This is a genomic window from Streptomyces sp. NPDC007983 (assembly GCF_042958345.1).
Classification (GTDB): domain Bacteria; phylum Actinomycetota; class Actinomycetes; order Streptomycetales; family Streptomycetaceae; genus Streptomyces.
Genome location: NZ_JBIBJI010000039.1, coordinates 15164 through 30521, shown reverse-complemented (window position 1 = coordinate 30521; position 15358 = coordinate 15164). Strand labels below are relative to the sequence as shown.

12 protein-coding genes and 3 pseudogenes are annotated in these 15358 nt (G+C 69.9%); 7 read left to right on the top strand and 8 right to left on the bottom strand.

Annotated features, from left to right (window positions below; all coding sequences use genetic code 11):
- A pseudogene (locus ACFZCY_RS44245) lies at window positions 1-342 on the top strand (hypothetical protein); the annotation flags it as partial.
- Window positions 343-371: 29 nt separating this feature from the next.
- Window positions 372-848 carry a UTRA domain-containing protein gene (locus ACFZCY_RS44240; RefSeq protein WP_391187295.1) on the top strand — a complete coding sequence of 159 codons (477 nt, stop codon included), beginning with the start codon at window positions 372-374 and terminating at the stop codon, window positions 846-848.
- A 60-nt stretch (window positions 849-908) separates the two neighbouring features.
- Here ACFZCY_RS44240 and ACFZCY_RS44235 read toward each other — a convergent pair whose 3' ends face one another.
- On the bottom strand, window positions 909-1127 hold the full coding sequence (locus ACFZCY_RS44235) for an EF-hand domain-containing protein (protein ID WP_391187293.1): 219 nt from the start codon (window positions 1125-1127) through the stop codon (window positions 909-911).
- A 174-nt stretch (window positions 1128-1301) separates the two neighbouring features.
- Here ACFZCY_RS44235 and ACFZCY_RS44230 point away from each other — a divergent pair, with 174 nt between their 5' ends.
- On the top strand, window positions 1302-1991 hold the full coding sequence (locus ACFZCY_RS44230; protein ID WP_391187291.1) for an electron transfer flavoprotein subunit beta/FixA family protein: 690 nt from the start codon (window positions 1302-1304) through the stop codon (window positions 1989-1991).
- On the opposite strand, the pseudogene ACFZCY_RS44225 reads toward ACFZCY_RS44230, so the two are convergent.
- Together ACFZCY_RS44225 and ACFZCY_RS44220 are read right to left on the bottom strand one after the other, a co-directional pair.
- A pseudogene (locus ACFZCY_RS44225) lies at window positions 1984-2387 on the bottom strand (SDR family oxidoreductase); the annotation flags it as partial. The gene ACFZCY_RS44230 and the pseudogene ACFZCY_RS44225 sit on opposite strands and share 8 nt — an antisense overlap.
- A gap of 126 nt (window positions 2388-2513) precedes the next feature.
- Complete coding sequence (locus tag ACFZCY_RS44220) at window positions 2514-3398, bottom strand: MBL fold metallo-hydrolase (RefSeq protein WP_391187289.1); 885 nt, start codon at window positions 3396-3398, stop codon at window positions 2514-2516.
- Window positions 3399-3592: 194 nt separating this feature from the next.
- On the opposite strand from ACFZCY_RS44220, the gene ACFZCY_RS44215 reads away from it, so the two are divergent.
- Complete coding sequence (locus ACFZCY_RS44215; protein ID WP_391187287.1) at window positions 3593-4687, top strand: serine hydrolase; 1095 nt, start codon at window positions 3593-3595, stop codon at window positions 4685-4687.
- A gap of 124 nt (window positions 4688-4811) precedes the next feature.
- On the opposite strand, the gene ACFZCY_RS44210 is transcribed toward ACFZCY_RS44215, so the two are convergent.
- The 4 genes and pseudogenes from ACFZCY_RS44210 to ACFZCY_RS44195 form a co-directional block, all read right to left on the bottom strand.
- Complete coding sequence (locus ACFZCY_RS44210) at window positions 4812-6392, bottom strand: multicopper oxidase domain-containing protein (protein WP_391187285.1); 1581 nt, start codon at window positions 6390-6392, stop codon at window positions 4812-4814.
- A 93-nt stretch (window positions 6393-6485) separates the two neighbouring features.
- Complete coding sequence (locus ACFZCY_RS44205) at window positions 6486-6956, bottom strand: hypothetical protein (protein WP_391187283.1); 471 nt, start codon at window positions 6954-6956, stop codon at window positions 6486-6488.
- A gap of 132 nt (window positions 6957-7088) precedes the next feature.
- Window positions 7089-7649, bottom strand: a complete 561-nt coding sequence (locus ACFZCY_RS44200; RefSeq protein ID WP_391187281.1) for an ABATE domain-containing protein — start codon at window positions 7647-7649, stop codon at window positions 7089-7091.
- Window positions 7650-7752: 103 nt separating this feature from the next.
- A pseudogene (locus ACFZCY_RS44195) lies at window positions 7753-8552 on the bottom strand (alpha/beta fold hydrolase).
- A 202-nt stretch (window positions 8553-8754) separates the two neighbouring features.
- Between ACFZCY_RS44195 and ACFZCY_RS44190 the strand changes: the two are divergent.
- The 3 genes from ACFZCY_RS44190 (at window position 8755) to ACFZCY_RS44180 (ending at window position 13027) form a co-directional block, all read left to right on the top strand.
- Complete coding sequence (locus ACFZCY_RS44190; protein ID WP_391187279.1) at window positions 8755-10965, top strand: MMPL family transporter; 2211 nt, start codon at window positions 8755-8757, stop codon at window positions 10963-10965.
- Between the two features lie 119 nt (window positions 10966-11084).
- The gene (locus ACFZCY_RS44185; protein ID WP_391187277.1) at window positions 11085-12350 is read left to right on the top strand and encodes a histidine kinase; all 1266 of its coding nucleotides are present in this window, start codon (window positions 11085-11087) and stop codon (window positions 12348-12350) included.
- Window positions 12347-13027: a response regulator gene (locus ACFZCY_RS44180; protein ID WP_391187275.1), complete on the top strand. Its 681-nt coding sequence runs from the start codon at window positions 12347-12349 to the stop codon at window positions 13025-13027. Before ACFZCY_RS44185 ends, ACFZCY_RS44180 begins: the two co-directional genes overlap by 4 nt.
- A 48-nt stretch (window positions 13028-13075) precedes the next feature.
- On the opposite strand, the gene ACFZCY_RS44175 is transcribed toward ACFZCY_RS44180, so the two are convergent.
- A complete protein-coding gene (locus ACFZCY_RS44175) occupies window positions 13076-15322 on the bottom strand; it encodes a family 2 encapsulin nanocompartment cargo protein terpene cyclase (protein WP_391187273.1) in 2247 nt (748 codons plus the stop codon).
- Window positions 15323-15358: the final 36 nt, after the last annotated feature.

Genomic DNA, 15358 nt, shown 5'->3' with positions numbered 1-15358 from the left:
GTGTTCAGGCTCGCCCCAGCTTCCCGTTATACGGCGTCCCTAGCCCCCTTCCGTCGGCGGGCCATCCGGCCGGGCCGTGAGACATATCGCGAAGGGGTTGGGATGACGGAACAGCGGGCGGGGACGAACCGGCGCGCGTTCATGAAGCGGCTGATGATCGCCAGCGGGGCGACGGCCATGGCCGGCATGGGCGGGGCGGCCGCGGTTCAGGCGGTGGCCGACGACGGTACGGGGTCGGGTGCCACGCCGACCGCCGCTCCCACCGGTGGAAACGACGAGGCGTTCTACTTCACCGTCATGGGCGAGCCATCCGCCACCGCTCCCTGGGGCTGGCAGATCGACGGCCACCATCTGCCTTCCGGCCGCTGCGGGTGGGAGTCGAGACCGCGCCGGCCGAGGCCTGCCGGGCGTTCGGGCCGGCGCCCGGCAGCGCGCTGTGGCAGTGCGTGCAGTCGCACGAGCGGGCGGGTGTACCCCTGCTCGTCTCCCACCACGTACAGCGTCCGGAGGTCGGCGCCCGGCACACGCTGGAGGAACTGCGCACCCAGCAGATGCTCCAGATCCTCTCCGGCCGGTACGAGACCACCGCCGTCCGCCGGTCGCTGCGCGCCGACAACCCGTCGCCACTGGTCCGCCGCCACCTCGGAATCGCCCCGGACACCCCGGTGCTCACCGCGGTCATCCGCGTCCACGGCGGCCCGTCCGGCGGGCTGCTGGAGTGGGCCCGGCTGACCACCCACCCCGAACTCCCCCTTCCGGACGACGCGTTGGACCTGGCGACGGGGCGGTGGGCGCAGACGCCCCCACCGTCGCCGCGGCGCATGACGTCAGGACATAGCCCGGGCTGACGGCGATGCCCACCGCCGTCAGGTGCACGTGCCGCGCCCGCGCGTGCCGGACCGGCGGTGTCAGCCGTTCATGGCCGCCCAGAACTCCTCGAAGGACATCTGGCGATCGCCGTTGGTGTCGAGCGAGTCGATCAGCCCCTGGGCCTGCGCCTGGGTGATCTCCGAGCCTTCCAGCTCCGCTACGACCTTGCGGTATTCGTCCGCGGTGACCAGGCCGTCCCCGTCGACGTCGTAACGCTCGAACACCTTGCGCGCCGCCGTTTCCATGATGTCTGCCATGTTCTCCGCCCTTCTGCGATCTTCGCTGACGGGCCCAGATTATCCGTCCGCCCGGAGCGCCGCGGAGGCCGCCCAGCCTGCCTGGTTGTCGCGGACCGAGCTCGCTCCGAGCGGCGCTGATCCTGGTGGTTTTCGGGCCACGCTGTTCTGCCCGGCCTGCGGCATCATGTCCGCATGACCGCAGGCAGTGATCTTGGCGTTGTCCTCAGGCGATGGCGTCTGACCGTCGACCGCGACGACGTGGACGGTCTGCTCTCGGAGCTGGACGAGTACGCCGTCGAGCAGGCTCTCCAGATCAAGGAAGCGGCCGACGACGGGGAGATCACCGTCCTCACCGTCGGCCCCGAGGACGCGGGGGACGCGCTGCGCAAGGCGCTGTCGATGGGTGCCGACAAGGGGGTGCACGTCGAGGACGAGGACCTGCACGGCACCGACGCCGTGGGCACGTCGCTGGTGCTGGCCAAGGCGATCGAGAAGGCCGGTTACGACCTGGTCGTCTGTGGCATCGCCTCCACCGACGGCGCCATGGAGTGCTGCCGGCGATGCTGGCGGAGCGCCTGGGCGTCCCGCAGGTCACCCAGCTCTCCGAGCGTCTCCGTCGAGGGCGGCACCGTCAGGGGCCGCCGGGACGGCGACACCGCCACCGAGCAGCTGGAGGCGTCGCTGCCGGCCGTCGTGTCGGTCACCGACCAGTCCGGCGAGGCGCGTTACCCCTCCTTCAAGGGGCAGCCAAGAAGAAGCCGGTGGAGTCCCTGGAGCCCCGTCTGCGCGGCCCGGTCGTCCCTCAACCGCCCCATCCTTCCCCACAGGGGTGCATTCCCATGGCTGAAGTCCTCGTCCTCGTCGACCACGTGGACGTCTTGATCGTGCCGCCGTCGATGACGTAGTCGGCGCCGGTGATGTTTCCGGCGACGTCGGACAGGAGGAAGGCGATCAGGGCCGCCACTTCCTCGGGCTCGCTCATGCGGCCGGTCGTGACGTTCTGGGTCTTCACCATCTGCTGGACGAATGCGGCGAGGCTCATGCCGGACGCGGCGGCCCACCGGCCGACCTGGCCGTTGGGGTCCTGGTAGACGGATGTGTTGACCAGCCCGGGGGAGATGGTGTTCACGCGTACGCCCCGCGGCCCGAATTCCTCGGCCAGGGACTTGCCGAGCGCGGTGAGGCCGCCTTGGCCGAGCTGATGGCGGCGGGGAAACCCCCGGGCATCAGAGCCAGGATGGACGAGACGTTGACGATCGCTCCCCGGCGCTCGATCAGGCACCCTCACTGATCAGGGTGCGGACGGTGGCGAGCCCGATGCCCCGGCCGGCACGGTGACGACGGCTGTCCTGGCGGCGAGATCGAGGTTCACGGCACTCCAATTCCGGGACTGAAGGTAAAAAGTCAGGCCGGTTCGATGGGGCGCCAGGTCGCTTGGTTGTCCTCGATGTGGACGCGGCCGAAGGGCACGGGGAAGTGGGTGCCGTATCCGATGGTGTCGGGTTCGGCGAGTTCGAGGACGAGGCGGTGGCGGAGGCCGGTGGACTGTCCGTGGTCGTGGTCGAAGGTGTTTTCCCACAGTGGGTGGGTGATCTGGAGGGGGGAGTGGAAGGCGTCGCCGAAGGCGATCACCCGCTTCCCGCCGGCGTTGATGACGTAGGCGGCGTGCCCCGCGCTGTGGCCCGGGGTGAGCCTGACGCGGACGCCGGGGAAGATCTCCTCGCCGTCGGCCACGGTGCGTACCTGTGGCTCCAGGGCCTTGATCATGTCGCCGAGGCCCTGGGCTGCGGGGAGGTGGCGCTGGTTCCACTCGGGTTCGGCGACCAGGTAGTCGGCGCCGGTGAAGGCGGGCCGGTCGCTGTCGGGGGCGGGGTGCCAGGCCCACCCGAAGTGGTCGTTGTGCAGGTGGGAGAGGGCGACGGCCTCGATGTCCGCGGGGCTGTGGCCGAGGGTGGCGAGGTTGTCCAGCAGCGTGCCGCCGGTGACGACGCCGTACGGGTTCAGCGGCGGTCCCACCTCCAGCGGGCCGACCCCGGCGTCGATGAGCAGGGCGCGGCCGTCGCGTTCCACGAGCAGCCCCCCGACGCTGGCCATCAGGTGCGTGCCCTCGTCGAGGTACTCGGCGTGCTGCGCCCAGAACTCCTCGGTGGGCTCCGGCAGCAGCATCCGGGCGTTGAGCGTGGCCTGGCCGTCGGGGACGTGGGTCAGCTTGGTGTCGCCGAGGGTGAGGGTCCGGATGCCCGAGGGGCGCCGGAGCCGCTCGTCCAGGTGCGGTGTCGTGTCCGTCATGAGTTCGATCTCCATGTAGTCATGGCTTGAAAGGTTGTGGGCATAACCATCATGGCTTGAAGGAGTCAGTCAGTCCGGGGCCATGACGTCATTGGCTGATTGAGGGTGACGCGGCCGCAGCGGGCCCGCCATATACCCCGGTGGGGTATCATCGCCGGAATCGGTGCGGAAGGTCGTACGTGGGGGTGGGCGGAATGAACGTCGAGGGTTTCACCGCAGACGGCTATGACTCGGTGCGTCATACGTTCCAGCGGCTGGTGGACGAGGGGCTGGAATCAGGGGCGGGTGTGTCGGTCTGGCGGGAGGGCCGCGAGGTCGTCCGGCTCAATGCGGGGTGGGCTGACGCGGGGCGGAGCCGTCCCTGGCGCGGCGACACCCTGGTCCAGCCCTACTCGCTGTCGAAGTCGTTCGTCACGCTCGCCGCTCTGGTGGCGGTTCGCGAGGGCGCGCTGACGCTGGACGAGCCGATCGCCAGGTACTGGAGAGCGTATGGGGGCCGTGGCAAGGAGCGGACCACCCTCCGCCACGTGCTCACACACCGGGCGGGTCAGCCGCGTTTCGGACCGGAAGCCGCAGGTCTCGACCTGCTGGATGACGGTGGACTGCGGGAAAGCCTGGTGCGGGCCGCGCCGGAGTACGTTCCCGGGACATCGCTCGGGGAGCACGCACTGACATACGGGCACTTGGTCGACGGCATTCTGCGTGCGGGAGCCGGGGTGACGCTGGGGGGGATGTTCAACAATGTGGTACGGCCCGCGCTCGGCCTTGACGCCTGGTTCGGCGTACCGGATCAGGAGCTGGGCCGCGTCGCCGACCTGGAGTACGCGGACCCGAACTGGCCGCGGCAACTCCACGCGGCACCATGGCTCCGGATTCCCGCTGGGGCCTTGGACACGGAACGGGTCAACTCCCGGGCCTGGCGGCAGTCGGTCTTCGGAGCGGTCAACCTGCACACGACCGCAACCGCCATGGGCGCGTTCTTCTCCCAACTCACCAGCCCTGACGGACCGGTACGAGAACTGCTGGGGCCGCAACTCCACACCGAGCTGCTCGCATCCCAAGTGACCGATTATGACGAGGTCTTCGGTACCGACATCACCTGGACACTGGGCTTCGTGCGTGACAAGGGCAAAATCGCCAAGGGAGGGATCGGTGGCTCCGCCGCCTGGTGGTCGCTCCGGCACCAGCACTCCTGCGCCTACCTGACGCGCCGATTGGACGATCACTCCCGGGCCGCCCGGATCGCCGTCGCTCTGGGCGACGATTTGACCGTGGTGGGCGAGGCCTGAGTATTCGCTCGACCGCCATGGCCGCGCCGCCGAGTCCGAGCACGACGGTGGCGGGCGGGGCCATGGCGGCCATACGCAGGTCCGTCAGCGGCTCACCCACCGCCGCGAACCGGGCCGTGGACGCTCAGGACTGGTAGGCCACCAGTGCCATCATCCCGGACTCGCCGTGGTAGGCGTTGTGGCAGTGCAGCATCCATTGGCCGGGGTTGTCGGCATCGAAGACGACGGACACCTTCCTCTTGGGCAGCACGATGGTGGTGTCCTTGCGCGGGCCCGTGCTGCCGAGCTGGTAGGTGTGGCCGTGGAGATGCATGGGGTGCCACATATCGGTGGCGTTGACGAAGTCCAGCCGTACCCGCTGGCCCTCTTCGATGCGCAGAGGGTGCGCGTCCGGGTTGTTCATGTCGAACTTCCTGCCGTTGATGGCCCAGTCGTACCTGTCCATGCCGCCGGTCAGCTCGATGCGGTGGACCCGGTCCGGCTTCTTCGAGGACAGCCGCACATCATCGGCGGCGCGCAGCTGGGACGCGCTCATGATCAGGCCGTCCAGTTCCTTGGGGCGGACGGTCGAGGACGGCTTCCTGCCCGAGCCGGTGCGGACCAGCGCCATGGCGCTCGCCTTTTTGCCCTCGGCCATCGCGACCAGCGGGAAGACGCCGTCCTCGAGGGTGACCAGGACGTCGTACCGCTCTCCCATGCCGATGAGCAGTGCGTCTGCCTGCCGGTGCTCGACGGGGTAGCCGTCGGTGTGGGTGATGGTCAGCTTGTGTCCGCCCAGTGCCACCCGGTACGCGGTGTCCGCGCCCGCATTGATGATCCGTAGCCGCACTCGCTTGCCCGGTTTGCCGGTGTAGACGTCCGGGTCGTTCGGGACCCTGCCGTTGACCAGGTGGTGCGGGTATTTCACATCCCCTGCGTCGCCACCGAGGAGCCGGCTGTCGGCACCCATGAGCATGAACTTCATCGACATGCCACCGTCGGCGGAGCCGGAGGGGGACGGCGACGCGCTCATCCCGTCCATGCCGCCCATGCCACTCATACCGCTGTGGTGCATCCCGCCCATGCCTTGCTTGAGCTCCGCGAATGCCTCATCAGGGGTGCCGGTGACGCCGTCGAGCCAGTCGTCGAGGACGACGACCCACTCGTCGTCGTAGGTCAGAGGCTCCCTCGGATCCTCGACGATCAGCGGGGCGTACAGCCCACGGTCGAGCTGGACGCCGACGTGGGGATGGAAGAAGTACGTGCCGGGGGTGTCGGCGATGAAGCGGTAGGTGAAGGCCGATCCGGGGCGGACCGCCCGCTGGGTGGCCGGGGGTACGCCGTCCATGTCGTTGCGCAGGGCCAGGCCGTGCCAGTGAATGGACGTGGTGGTCCTGCCCGGTAGCTGATTGGTCAACTCGGCGGCCAGGGTGTCCCCGGCCGAGAGGCGGATCTCCTTACCCGGGGCCCGCCCGTCGAACGCCCAGGTCTTCGCCATGACGCCGCCACCCAGGTCGAGCTTGACGGGTGCGGCGGTCAGGCTCCGCTGATGCACCGTGCCGGTGGATGAGCGCTTCTTCTCCACGCGAGTCACCGCGGGACCGGAGGGATTGACCAGACCCGGAGTGCTGCCGGAACCGGAGGTGTTGCTGCAGGCGGCGAGCGCACCGGCGCCTGCCGTTCCCAGTCCGGCCAGCAGGACGGATCGGCGATTGACGCTGTTCACAGAGGTGGTGTCCTTGTCTCGAAATGCCGTTCAGGTCACATGCGGAGACGGCTCCTCGCCCTGTCGCCGGGCGGGGATGCCGTGGGGCGCGACCTAAATGCGCAAACGAGAAAGGACGGAGAGGAGGTCGGGTGGTGCACGCTCCGCCGTACCGGAGGCGCCGCGCTCGGAGACGGCTGCGTGCGGAGCGGCGTCGTGCCCGGCGTACGACATCGCAGTCGGCGCCGTGAGCTTCAGCGTGTCGACACCCGAGGCGGAACAGTGCTCCATGCCCACGCCGCCGCAGGCCATCTTCCCGTCCCCGTGCATGACCGGGTCGGCCCGGAGCACCGACGTGGCGGTGGCTGACGCGGCACGAGGGTGGGTGTCGTGCCCACCGGAGGCCATGGGCATCGACATGGCGGTCATCGCGTGCGGGGTGCTCGGCGATGTCGAGGTCATCGCCGCGGCCACCTGGTGGTGGACCAGGACGGCGAGCGCCGCGAACAGGGCGACGACGGCAGCGCGTGCCCAGCGGACGCCACCCCTATGGGGGCGGGTCAGCCGGACCTTCCGCACGGTCATCGCTTCCACCTACGTTTCCTGTCAGCGGATGGCCAATATACCCGCGGGGGGTAGCGAACCGTACACGCCTCCCGCATGAGGATGCCAGCATGCGAGCCCGGGCCGTCGCCGTGGACGGCGATCCGGTTCGGATCAGTGGGACGCGGCAGGCCCGGTCTTCTTGCGGGCGCGGTACGCGGCCGCCTTGATCTTGTTGCCGCAGGACTCCATGCCGCACCACTGCCGCCGCATGCCCCGCGAGCGGTCGATGTAGATGCGGGTGCATTCCGGGTTGCCGCATTCCTTGAGCAGTGGAACGTCTGCCCCGCTCAGGAGCTCGACGGCGTGGCGCGCCACCGTGGAGAGGGCTTCCTCCGGCGTGGCTTGTGTCCATCGCCCCGACGGCGTGAGCTGCGGCACGGCGGGTGGCTTGCGTGCCGCGTTGTTCACCACGGTCAGCGCCGCCCCGTCGTACTCCTCCCCGAGTCGACGGGCGGTGGCCAGCTGGTAAATGGCTTCCCGTACGGTCGTCGCCTGCTCGACGTCGGTTTCCTTGCCGGGGGAGACCGCGTCGACGATGCCGGACTCCACGTACCACGCGTTCAGCCGGGCCGGCGTCGTGAACATCTCGAAGCACGCCGAGCGGCGCGCTCGGAGCGTTGCGGCGAAGTCGAGCGCCGGGTTTCCGCATACGAAAACGTGGTCCGGGTGCACGGCACCATTCTGGCAGGTGACTTCGGGCCGGACAAGCTACTGCTCCGCGAGGTCGTCACCGGTCAAAAGGGTGGTGAATGCGTACGGGCTGGTCGAAGCCTCGTCAGAGGTGGTCCACGTCGATGACGGCCTGGGCGAAGGCGGCGGGTGCCTCCTGGGGCAGGTTGTGGCCGATCCCCGTCAGGGTTCGGTGCTCGTACTCACCCGTGAATCTGTCCCGGTACAGGCTCCGTTGTCCGGAGGGGTGAAGGGGTCCCGTTCGGGGTCGAGGGCGATGGTGGGCACCTCGATGACCGGTCGTGCGGCGAGCCGCTTCTCCAGCTGGTCGTAGCGGCGCTCGCCGTCGGCGAGGCTCAGTCGCCAGCGGTAGTTGTCCTCCATGGCGAGCCGGCCCCGCTCGGTCGAGAAGGCGACGATGCCGGCGGTGCGTGAGCCCCAGTCGAAGCCGGCCAGAACCGCCCTCGCGATCTTCAGGGCGTCCATCAGGGCGAGGACATCGAGGGCGATGGCCGACTGCTGGGCATTCCGGAACGTCCTCTCGGAGAGGAAGCGGGTCGTGCCGTGGCCGCGCAGATAGGGGACGATCACTCGATAGTCCTCCTTGGCCAGCAGAGGGGCGATGTCGACGTAGCTGTGGATGTCGTACGGCCAGCCGTGCAGGCAGATGACCGCGGGGCCGTGGGTGGGGTCCAGTTCGGCGTAGCCGACGTTCAGCAGGCCGGCCCTGATCCGTTTCAGCCGCGGGAATGTGGTGTGTGCTCCGGAGGTGGCCGTGGGGGCTGCCGGCGCCGCGGATGCGCTCCGAGTGGCGGCGGACGCGGCCTGCGGGCCCTGCGGGCCGGTCAGTGAGACGGTGGCCGCGCCCAGCCCCAGGGCCTTGCTGAAACCGCGTCTGCCGATCATGTGCGTCACTCCCGGCGTCATCACCATCTGAAGTGGTGACGCATTCGTGCCCGGCGGATCCGTCGTACCAGCGGCGGACCCGCTCAGCCCGGTGGTACTGCGTTCTCAGTAGCGAGAACTGTCGGCAGGCGTACGACGACAGGATGGCCCGCTCCCGGAGAGCCTGGGCGGACAGTCGGCACCAGATGTGGAGAGCTCTGTCGTGGCAACATTCCTTTACCAAGTGGGCCGTCTGGCCTTCCGGCGACGCTGGTACGTCGCCCTGGTCTGGGCGGCCGTCCTGGCCGCCGTCGGGCTGGGTGCCCTCAAGTCCCCGGGAGCCACCGACGAGGGGTTCTCCATGCCGGGCATCGAGTCCCAGAAGGCGTTCGACCTGATGGAACAGCGCTTCCCCGGAGCCACCGCCGACGGCGCGACCGCCCGGGTCGTCTTCGTCGCGCCGAGCGGTGAGAAGGTCACCGCCACCCAGAACAAGCAGGCCATCGGGAAGGCCGTGGCCGACCTGGCCGACGGCACGCAGGTCGCGAGCGCCGTCGACCCGTTCCGGGCGAAGGCCGTCAGCAAGGACGGCACGACCGCGTACGCGGCCGTCACCTACAAGGTCGCTGCCGACGACCTCACCGATGCCAGCAGGACCCAGCTGGAGCGGGCCATCCACACGGCCCAGGACTCCGGGCTGACCGTCGAGGCCGGCGGAAGCGCGATGGACGACGGCGGTGGGCCCGGCGGCGCGGCCGAGGTGATCGGTGTCGCGATAGCCGCCGTCGTGCTGCTGGTCACCTTCGGTTCCCTGGCCGCCGCCGGACTGCCGCTGCTGACCGCCGTCATCGGCGTCGGCGTGAGCATGGCCACCATCCTGACCTTGTCCGAGGCGCTGGGCCTGTCCACGACGACCGGCACCTTGGCGATGATGCTGGGCCTTGCCGTCGGCATCGACTACGCCCTGTTCGTCGTCTCCCGCTACCGCGAGGAGCGCGCCAAGGGCCGTGTGCCGCAGGAGGCGGTCGGTCTGGCGGTCGGCACGGCCGGTTCCGCGGTCGTGTTCGCCGGGCTCACCGTCGTCATCGCGCTGGCCGGACTCACGGTGGTCGGCATCCCGATGCTCACCAAGATGGGGCTCGCCGCGGCGGGCGCGGTCGTTGTCGCCGTACTGATCGCGCTGACGCTGGTCCCGGCGTTCCTCGGCTTCTGGCCGAACGCCGTGCTCCGGCGGCGCGCCCGCCGAAGCGGCCGCGTCGAGGAGAACACCGAGAACAACCACGGCACCCGCTGGGCGTGGTTCGTCCTGCGCCATCCGCTGCCCGTGCTCCTGCTCGGCGTGGTGGGCCTCGGGGCCCTCGCGGTGCCGATGACGGACCTGCAGCTCGGCATGCCCGGGGACGAGGCCAAGTCGACCTCCACCACCGAGCGCCGGGCCTACGACGCGCTCGCCAAGGCCTTCGGTCCGGGCTTCAACGGGCCGCTGACCGTCGTCGTGGACGCGAAGGGGGACGCCGACCCGAAGGGCGCCGCCGAGACGGTCGCCAAGGAGATCGGGCACACCGAGGGTGTCGTGTCCGTCTCCCCGGCCCGTTTCAACGAGGCCGGTGACACGGCCGTCTTCCAGGTCGTGCCGTCGACGGCGCCCACCGCCGAGAAGACCAAGGACCTGGTCACGACCATCCGGGGCGAGCGGCCCGGGGTCGAGTCCGAGACGGGGGCGACCTTCGAGGTCACCGGCACCACCGCGCTGAACATCGACATCTCCGACAAGGTGCAGGGCGCGCTGATCCCCTACCTGGTCGTCGTGGTGGGCCTCGCGATCGTGCTCCTGCTGGTGGTCTTCCGGTCCCTGCTCGTCCCGCTGAAGGCCGCCTTCGGCTTCCTGTTGTCGGTGCTGGCCTCCCTCGGCGTGGTCGTCCTGGTCTTCCAGCAGGGCCACGCCGCCGGGCTCCTGGGCGTGGAACAGACCGGCCCGATCATGAGCCTGATGCCGATCTTCCTGGTGGGCATCGTCTTCGGCCTGGCCATGGACTACGAGGTGTTCCTGGTCTCGCGGATGCGGGAGGCGTACGTCCACGGCGAGCGGCCCGGCCAGGCGATCACATCCGGCTTCCGGCACAGTGCCCGCGTGGTGGTGGCCGCCGCGCTGATCATGATCGCGGTGTTCGCCGGGTTCGTCGGCGAGACCGACTCCATGATCAAGATGATCGGGTTCGGACTCGCCTCCGCCGTCCTGTTCGATGCCTTCGTCGTACGGATGGCCATCGTGCCCGCCGTGCTCGCCCTGCTCGGCGACAAGGCCTGGTGGTTGCCGAAGTGGCTGGACCGGCTGCTGCCCAACGTCGATGTGGAGGGCGAGGCGCTCAGCCGCCGGCCGGAAGCGGACCCGGAACCGGCCGGGACGCCCGCCCGGGAAGTGGCCCGAACCTGATACGACCGCCCGGCCCACCCGACGCGGCTGCCCGTGCCGAACGACACGGGCGGCCCTGTCGGATGTGCAGCGGGCGGGGAACGGTCAGGATGGTCCCAGAGCAGCGACCGGAGAGCCCGATGAGCACCAGCTTTGAGCGTTACACGGACCGTTTCGAGCAGTACGCCGACCGCTACCCCCGCGTCGCCGACGTGGTGGTCGTCCTGGCACTGATGGGGTGCGCGTCCCTCGGCGGCAATCTCACTCTGCCCGGCGCCGACCCGCCCGACCAGGACAGGATGGCCACCGTCCTCATGGGCGTGTCCTGCCTCGCCCTGCTGAGGTACCGCAGCCACCCGCGCACCGCCGTCGTCGTGACCGCGGTCTGCACGGCGATCGCGGTCGCGCTGGGGTACCTGCTCACCCCACTGCTGCTGGCCCCCGTCATGACGGCGCTCTACTGGCTGGCCACGCTCACCGACCGCAGGACCACACGCGTCTTCGGAGTCACCGTCATGGCGGCGCTGATGGCCGCGTCAGTGGTCTCCGACTCCATGGACGGCCTGTCCCTGGTGCTCAGGATCATCGGCCCACTTTTCTGGCTGCTGTTGCCGCTCGCCGCCGGCAGCATGACCCGGCTGCGGCGTGCCTACCTGGCATCGGTGCAGGCCCGCGCCGAACACGCCGAGCACACCCGGGAGGAGGAGGCCCGGCTGCGCGTCACCGAGGAGCGCATGCGCATCGCCCGCGAACTGCACGACGTCGTGGCCCACCACCTGGCCCTGGCCAACGCGCAGGCCGGTACGGCCGCCCACCTCGCGCTCACCAGTCCGCAGCAGACGAAGGAGATCCTCACCGACCTGACCGGCACCACGTCCTCCGCGCTGCGCGAGCTGAAGGCCACGCTGGGACTGCTGCGCCGATCCGACGACCCGGCCGCCACATCGCTGGAGCCGTCCCCCGGCCTCGCCCGCCTGCCCGAACTGGTCTCGGCGTGTGCGTCCGCTGGGGTCGCCGTCACGGTCACCACGACAGGAGAGCCCCGTCCGCTCTCCCCCGGGGTGGACCTGACCGCGTTCCGGATCGTGCAGGAGGCGCTCACCAACGTCACCAAGCACGCCGCCGCGGACTCCGCACAGGTACGCCTCGCCTACTCCGGGTCACGCCTGCTGATCACGGTCAGCAACGACGGTCCGGACACCACCGGCACCACCGTTGCCGCCGAGGCCGTGCCGAGCCGGGGCTTCGGAGTGATGGGCATGCGTGAACGCGCCCACACCATCGGCGGAGAACTCCGTGCGGGACCCCGCGCGGAAGGCGGGTTCGAGGTCGCCACCGCGCTGCCGCTCCAGCCCTCGGTATCCGAAGCCGCCGCTGATGTTCCAGCAGGAGGAGAAGAGTCATGACCATCAGGGTGCTGCTCGCCGACGACCAGACCTTGCTGCGGGCCACCTTCCGGATCCTGATCGACTCCTGCGAGGACATGGCAGTGGTCGGCGAGGCCTCGGACGGCGCGGAGGCGCTGGAACTGACCCGCGCCCACCACCCCGATATCGTCCTCATGGACATCCGGATGCCGGGCACGGATGGTCTCGCCGCCACCTCCGCGATCTGCGCCGACCCGGAGCTGGCCGCCACCCGCGTCCTCATCCTGACGACGTTCGAGACCGAGGACTACGTCGCCCAGGCGCTGCGTGCCGGTGCCAGCGGCTTCCTCGGTAAGGACGTCACCGCCGACACCCTGCTGGCCGGTCTGCGTACGGTCGCCTCCGGCGAGGCACTTCTGTCTCCCGCAGCAACCCGCACACTCATCACGAACTTCCTCATGTCCCCCGCCCCCGGCGCCCATCTCGCGGCCCCGCAACGCCTGTCGGAGCTCACCGTCCGCGAGCGCGAGGTGATGGGCCTGGCCGCCGAGGGCAGGTCCAACACCGAGATCGCCGAGATCCTCACGCTCAGCCCGCTGACCGTGCGCACCCACATCCACCGCGCCATGATGAAGCTGGGCGCTCGCGACCGCGCCCAGCTGGTCGTCATCGCCTATCAGACGGGCCTGGTGCAGGCGGCCCCGCCCGCACCGTGACCGCGTACGTCGGCGTGCTCGCCGGGGGCGTGGGGAGACGTCGGGGCGTCACCGCCGTCGCGTGAGCGGGGGGAGGTGGGCGGCCGAGGTGCCCAGACCGGTGGGGATGCCGAGGCGGCGGTGCGGGCGCCCGGGGAGGTCGCGGCGCAGGTCCTCCTCCGTGTAGCGGCGGCAGCCCCGGTGCCAGGTGAGGATGCCCGACAGCCAGTTCTCCAGCTCGCGCACGTAGCCGTCCAGGATGCGGCGGGCCTCCGGGCCCAGCTTGAAGTCGTCGTAGACGACGGGGAGTTCATGCTCCGCGACATGCTGGAACTGGCGCATCCGGGAGGTCATCAGGTCGTGAATGATGCCGAGGGCGGTCGGGTAGTCGCAGTTGAAGAAGTTCTGGACGACCAGGACACCGTTGTGCACCTCGCCCTCGTACTCGATCTCCTTCTGGTAGGAGAAGACGTCGTTGAGGAGGCAGGCGTAGTCGGCGGCGGCGTTCTCCAGGGAGCGCAACGGGCCGCTCCGGTAGATCTCGGGTGGGACCTGCTGCCCGTGGGCCAGCCGGCACAGGCTCATGGTGAGGTCGGAGCCGAAGGTCATCCGGCGCATCTCGATGTAGTCGACGGGGTCGGGGATGCGGTTCTGGGCCTGGTTCGCCAGTTCCCACAGCCAGCTGGAGGTCATGTCCTCGATGGCCGTACGGAAGGTACGGCGGGCCTGCGGGGTCATCGGGCCGGCGGTGCGGGTCCACAGATCGGCCAGGCCGCGCTCCAGCGCGTTGGCGGGGGCGGGCGGCACGGAGCCGTCCACCGGCATGAAGGACGACAGCCGCTGGTTGGCGGCCTTCGCCCCGGCCAGGTCCCGGGTGCGGCCGAAGACGACGGGGAAGTAGTCGTCCCCGTACGTGCCCCAGGTCAGCCAGCCGGAGGTGATGTCGAGCTGCCCGGGGGTGGCGTCGGGGTGGATGCCGGCCGCGCACAGGGGGAAGTCGAAACCGGCGAGCTTGCGCTCGGTCCAGATGTGCGAGCCGGGGATGCCGGGCTGGGCTTCCAGCATGCCCATGCGGTGCCCCCACTCGACCACGTTCCGCCGGGCGCCGTTCAGATGCGGGCTGAGCCGGGTGGTGAACGGCATGAAGAAATCGGGCAGTTGCGAGGGCCCCACGCGCTGGTGCGGGACGTGGGTGAAGCTCCGCAGCCGGCCGGCCTCGGCCCGGCGGGTGGTCGTCAGCCCGATCCGCGCCGCCGAGGTGCCCAGCCCGCTCGGCAGGAGCGAGAACCCGCCGCGTCCCGACGGGACCGGATCCCCCTCCGCCCCGCTCCCGTTCATGTAGCGGCTGGACCGCATGTGCCACTCGTGGCCGCCCGACTGCCAGTCCTGCAGCCCCTTGACGTAGGCGAGGACGGCCGCGCACTGGTCCGGGCCCAGGCCGGTCTCGGCGAAGAGCGGAGAAAGCTCGGTGAAGACGGTGTTCTCGAACTGCTGCAGGCGGGAGGTGAGCAGGTCGTTGACGGCGTCGGCGGCCTCCTGGGTGCCGCAGCCGAGGAACGTCTCCAGGACCAGCACGCCGTTGCTGTTCTCTCCCTCCTCCTCGACCTCGCGCTGGTACGAGAAGAGGTCGTTCCGCAGGTGCACGGCGTCGGAGAAGCTGTCCCGCAACACCTGCAACGCGCGTGACGCGGCGACCGGCGCGGGCACCTCGGCCCCGATCGCGTACTCGACGAGCCCCGCCGACCAGGGGGCGCCGCCGACCTTGCGGCGCATCTCGATGTACTCGACCGGGTTGGGAATGCGGTGGGCGTTGATGTTCGACAGTTCCCACAACGACTCGTTGAGGAGGTTCTCCGTGCTCTCCGCGAACCGCGCCCGCCAGTCCGCCGACATGCTCGGCACCGTACGGGCCCACAGGTCGGCCAGACCGGCCTCGACCGGGTTCGTCGGCTCGGGGACGGCCGCGGCCGGGTCGGTCGGCATGAAGAGCGGCAGCCGGTCCAGGTACGCCTTGGCGCCCTCCCGGTCGTTCGTGTACTTGAATTCCTCGAGGAAGTGGTCATCGAAGAAGAAGACCCACACGTACCAGTCGGTCACCAGGGAAAGGGCCGGGCCGGACGCGTCGGGGTGGGTGTAGGCGCACAGCAGGGCGTAGTCGTGCGCGTCGAGGTCCCGCTCCTCCCAGACCCCCGAGCCTTCGAGCATGCCCATCTCACGGGCCCACCGCTTCGAATGCTGCCGCGCCTCCTCCAGATGAGGGTTCAGGCGCGCGGGGTGCGGCATGTAGAAGTCCGGCAGTTCAAAAGGCTGTGTCACGGGTGCCCGGCCCTTTCCTGAATGCGAAGCGTGCGG

Bases quoted from the DNA above. Each gene is read 5' to 3' on its own strand.
- ACFZCY_RS44235 (WP_391187293.1), bottom strand. From the start codon at position 1,127: ATGGCAGACATCATGGAAACGGCGGCGCGCAAGGTGTTCGAGCGTTAC.
- ACFZCY_RS44230 (WP_391187291.1), top strand. From the start codon at position 1,302: ATGACCGCAGGCAGTGATCTTGGCGTTGTCCTCAGGCGATGGCGTCTG.
- ACFZCY_RS44220 (WP_391187289.1), bottom strand. From the start codon at position 3,398: ATGACGGACACGACACCGCACCTGGACGAGCGGCTCCGGCGCCCCTCG.
- ACFZCY_RS44215 (WP_391187287.1), top strand. From the start codon at position 3,593: ATGAACGTCGAGGGTTTCACCGCAGACGGCTATGACTCGGTGCGTCAT.
- ACFZCY_RS44205 (WP_391187283.1), bottom strand. From the start codon at position 6,956: ATGACCGTGCGGAAGGTCCGGCTGACCCGCCCCCATAGGGGTGGCGTC.
- ACFZCY_RS44185 (WP_391187277.1), top strand. From the start codon at position 11,085: ATGAGCACCAGCTTTGAGCGTTACACGGACCGTTTCGAGCAGTACGCC.
- ACFZCY_RS44180 (WP_391187275.1), top strand. From the start codon at position 12,347: ATGACCATCAGGGTGCTGCTCGCCGACGACCAGACCTTGCTGCGGGCC.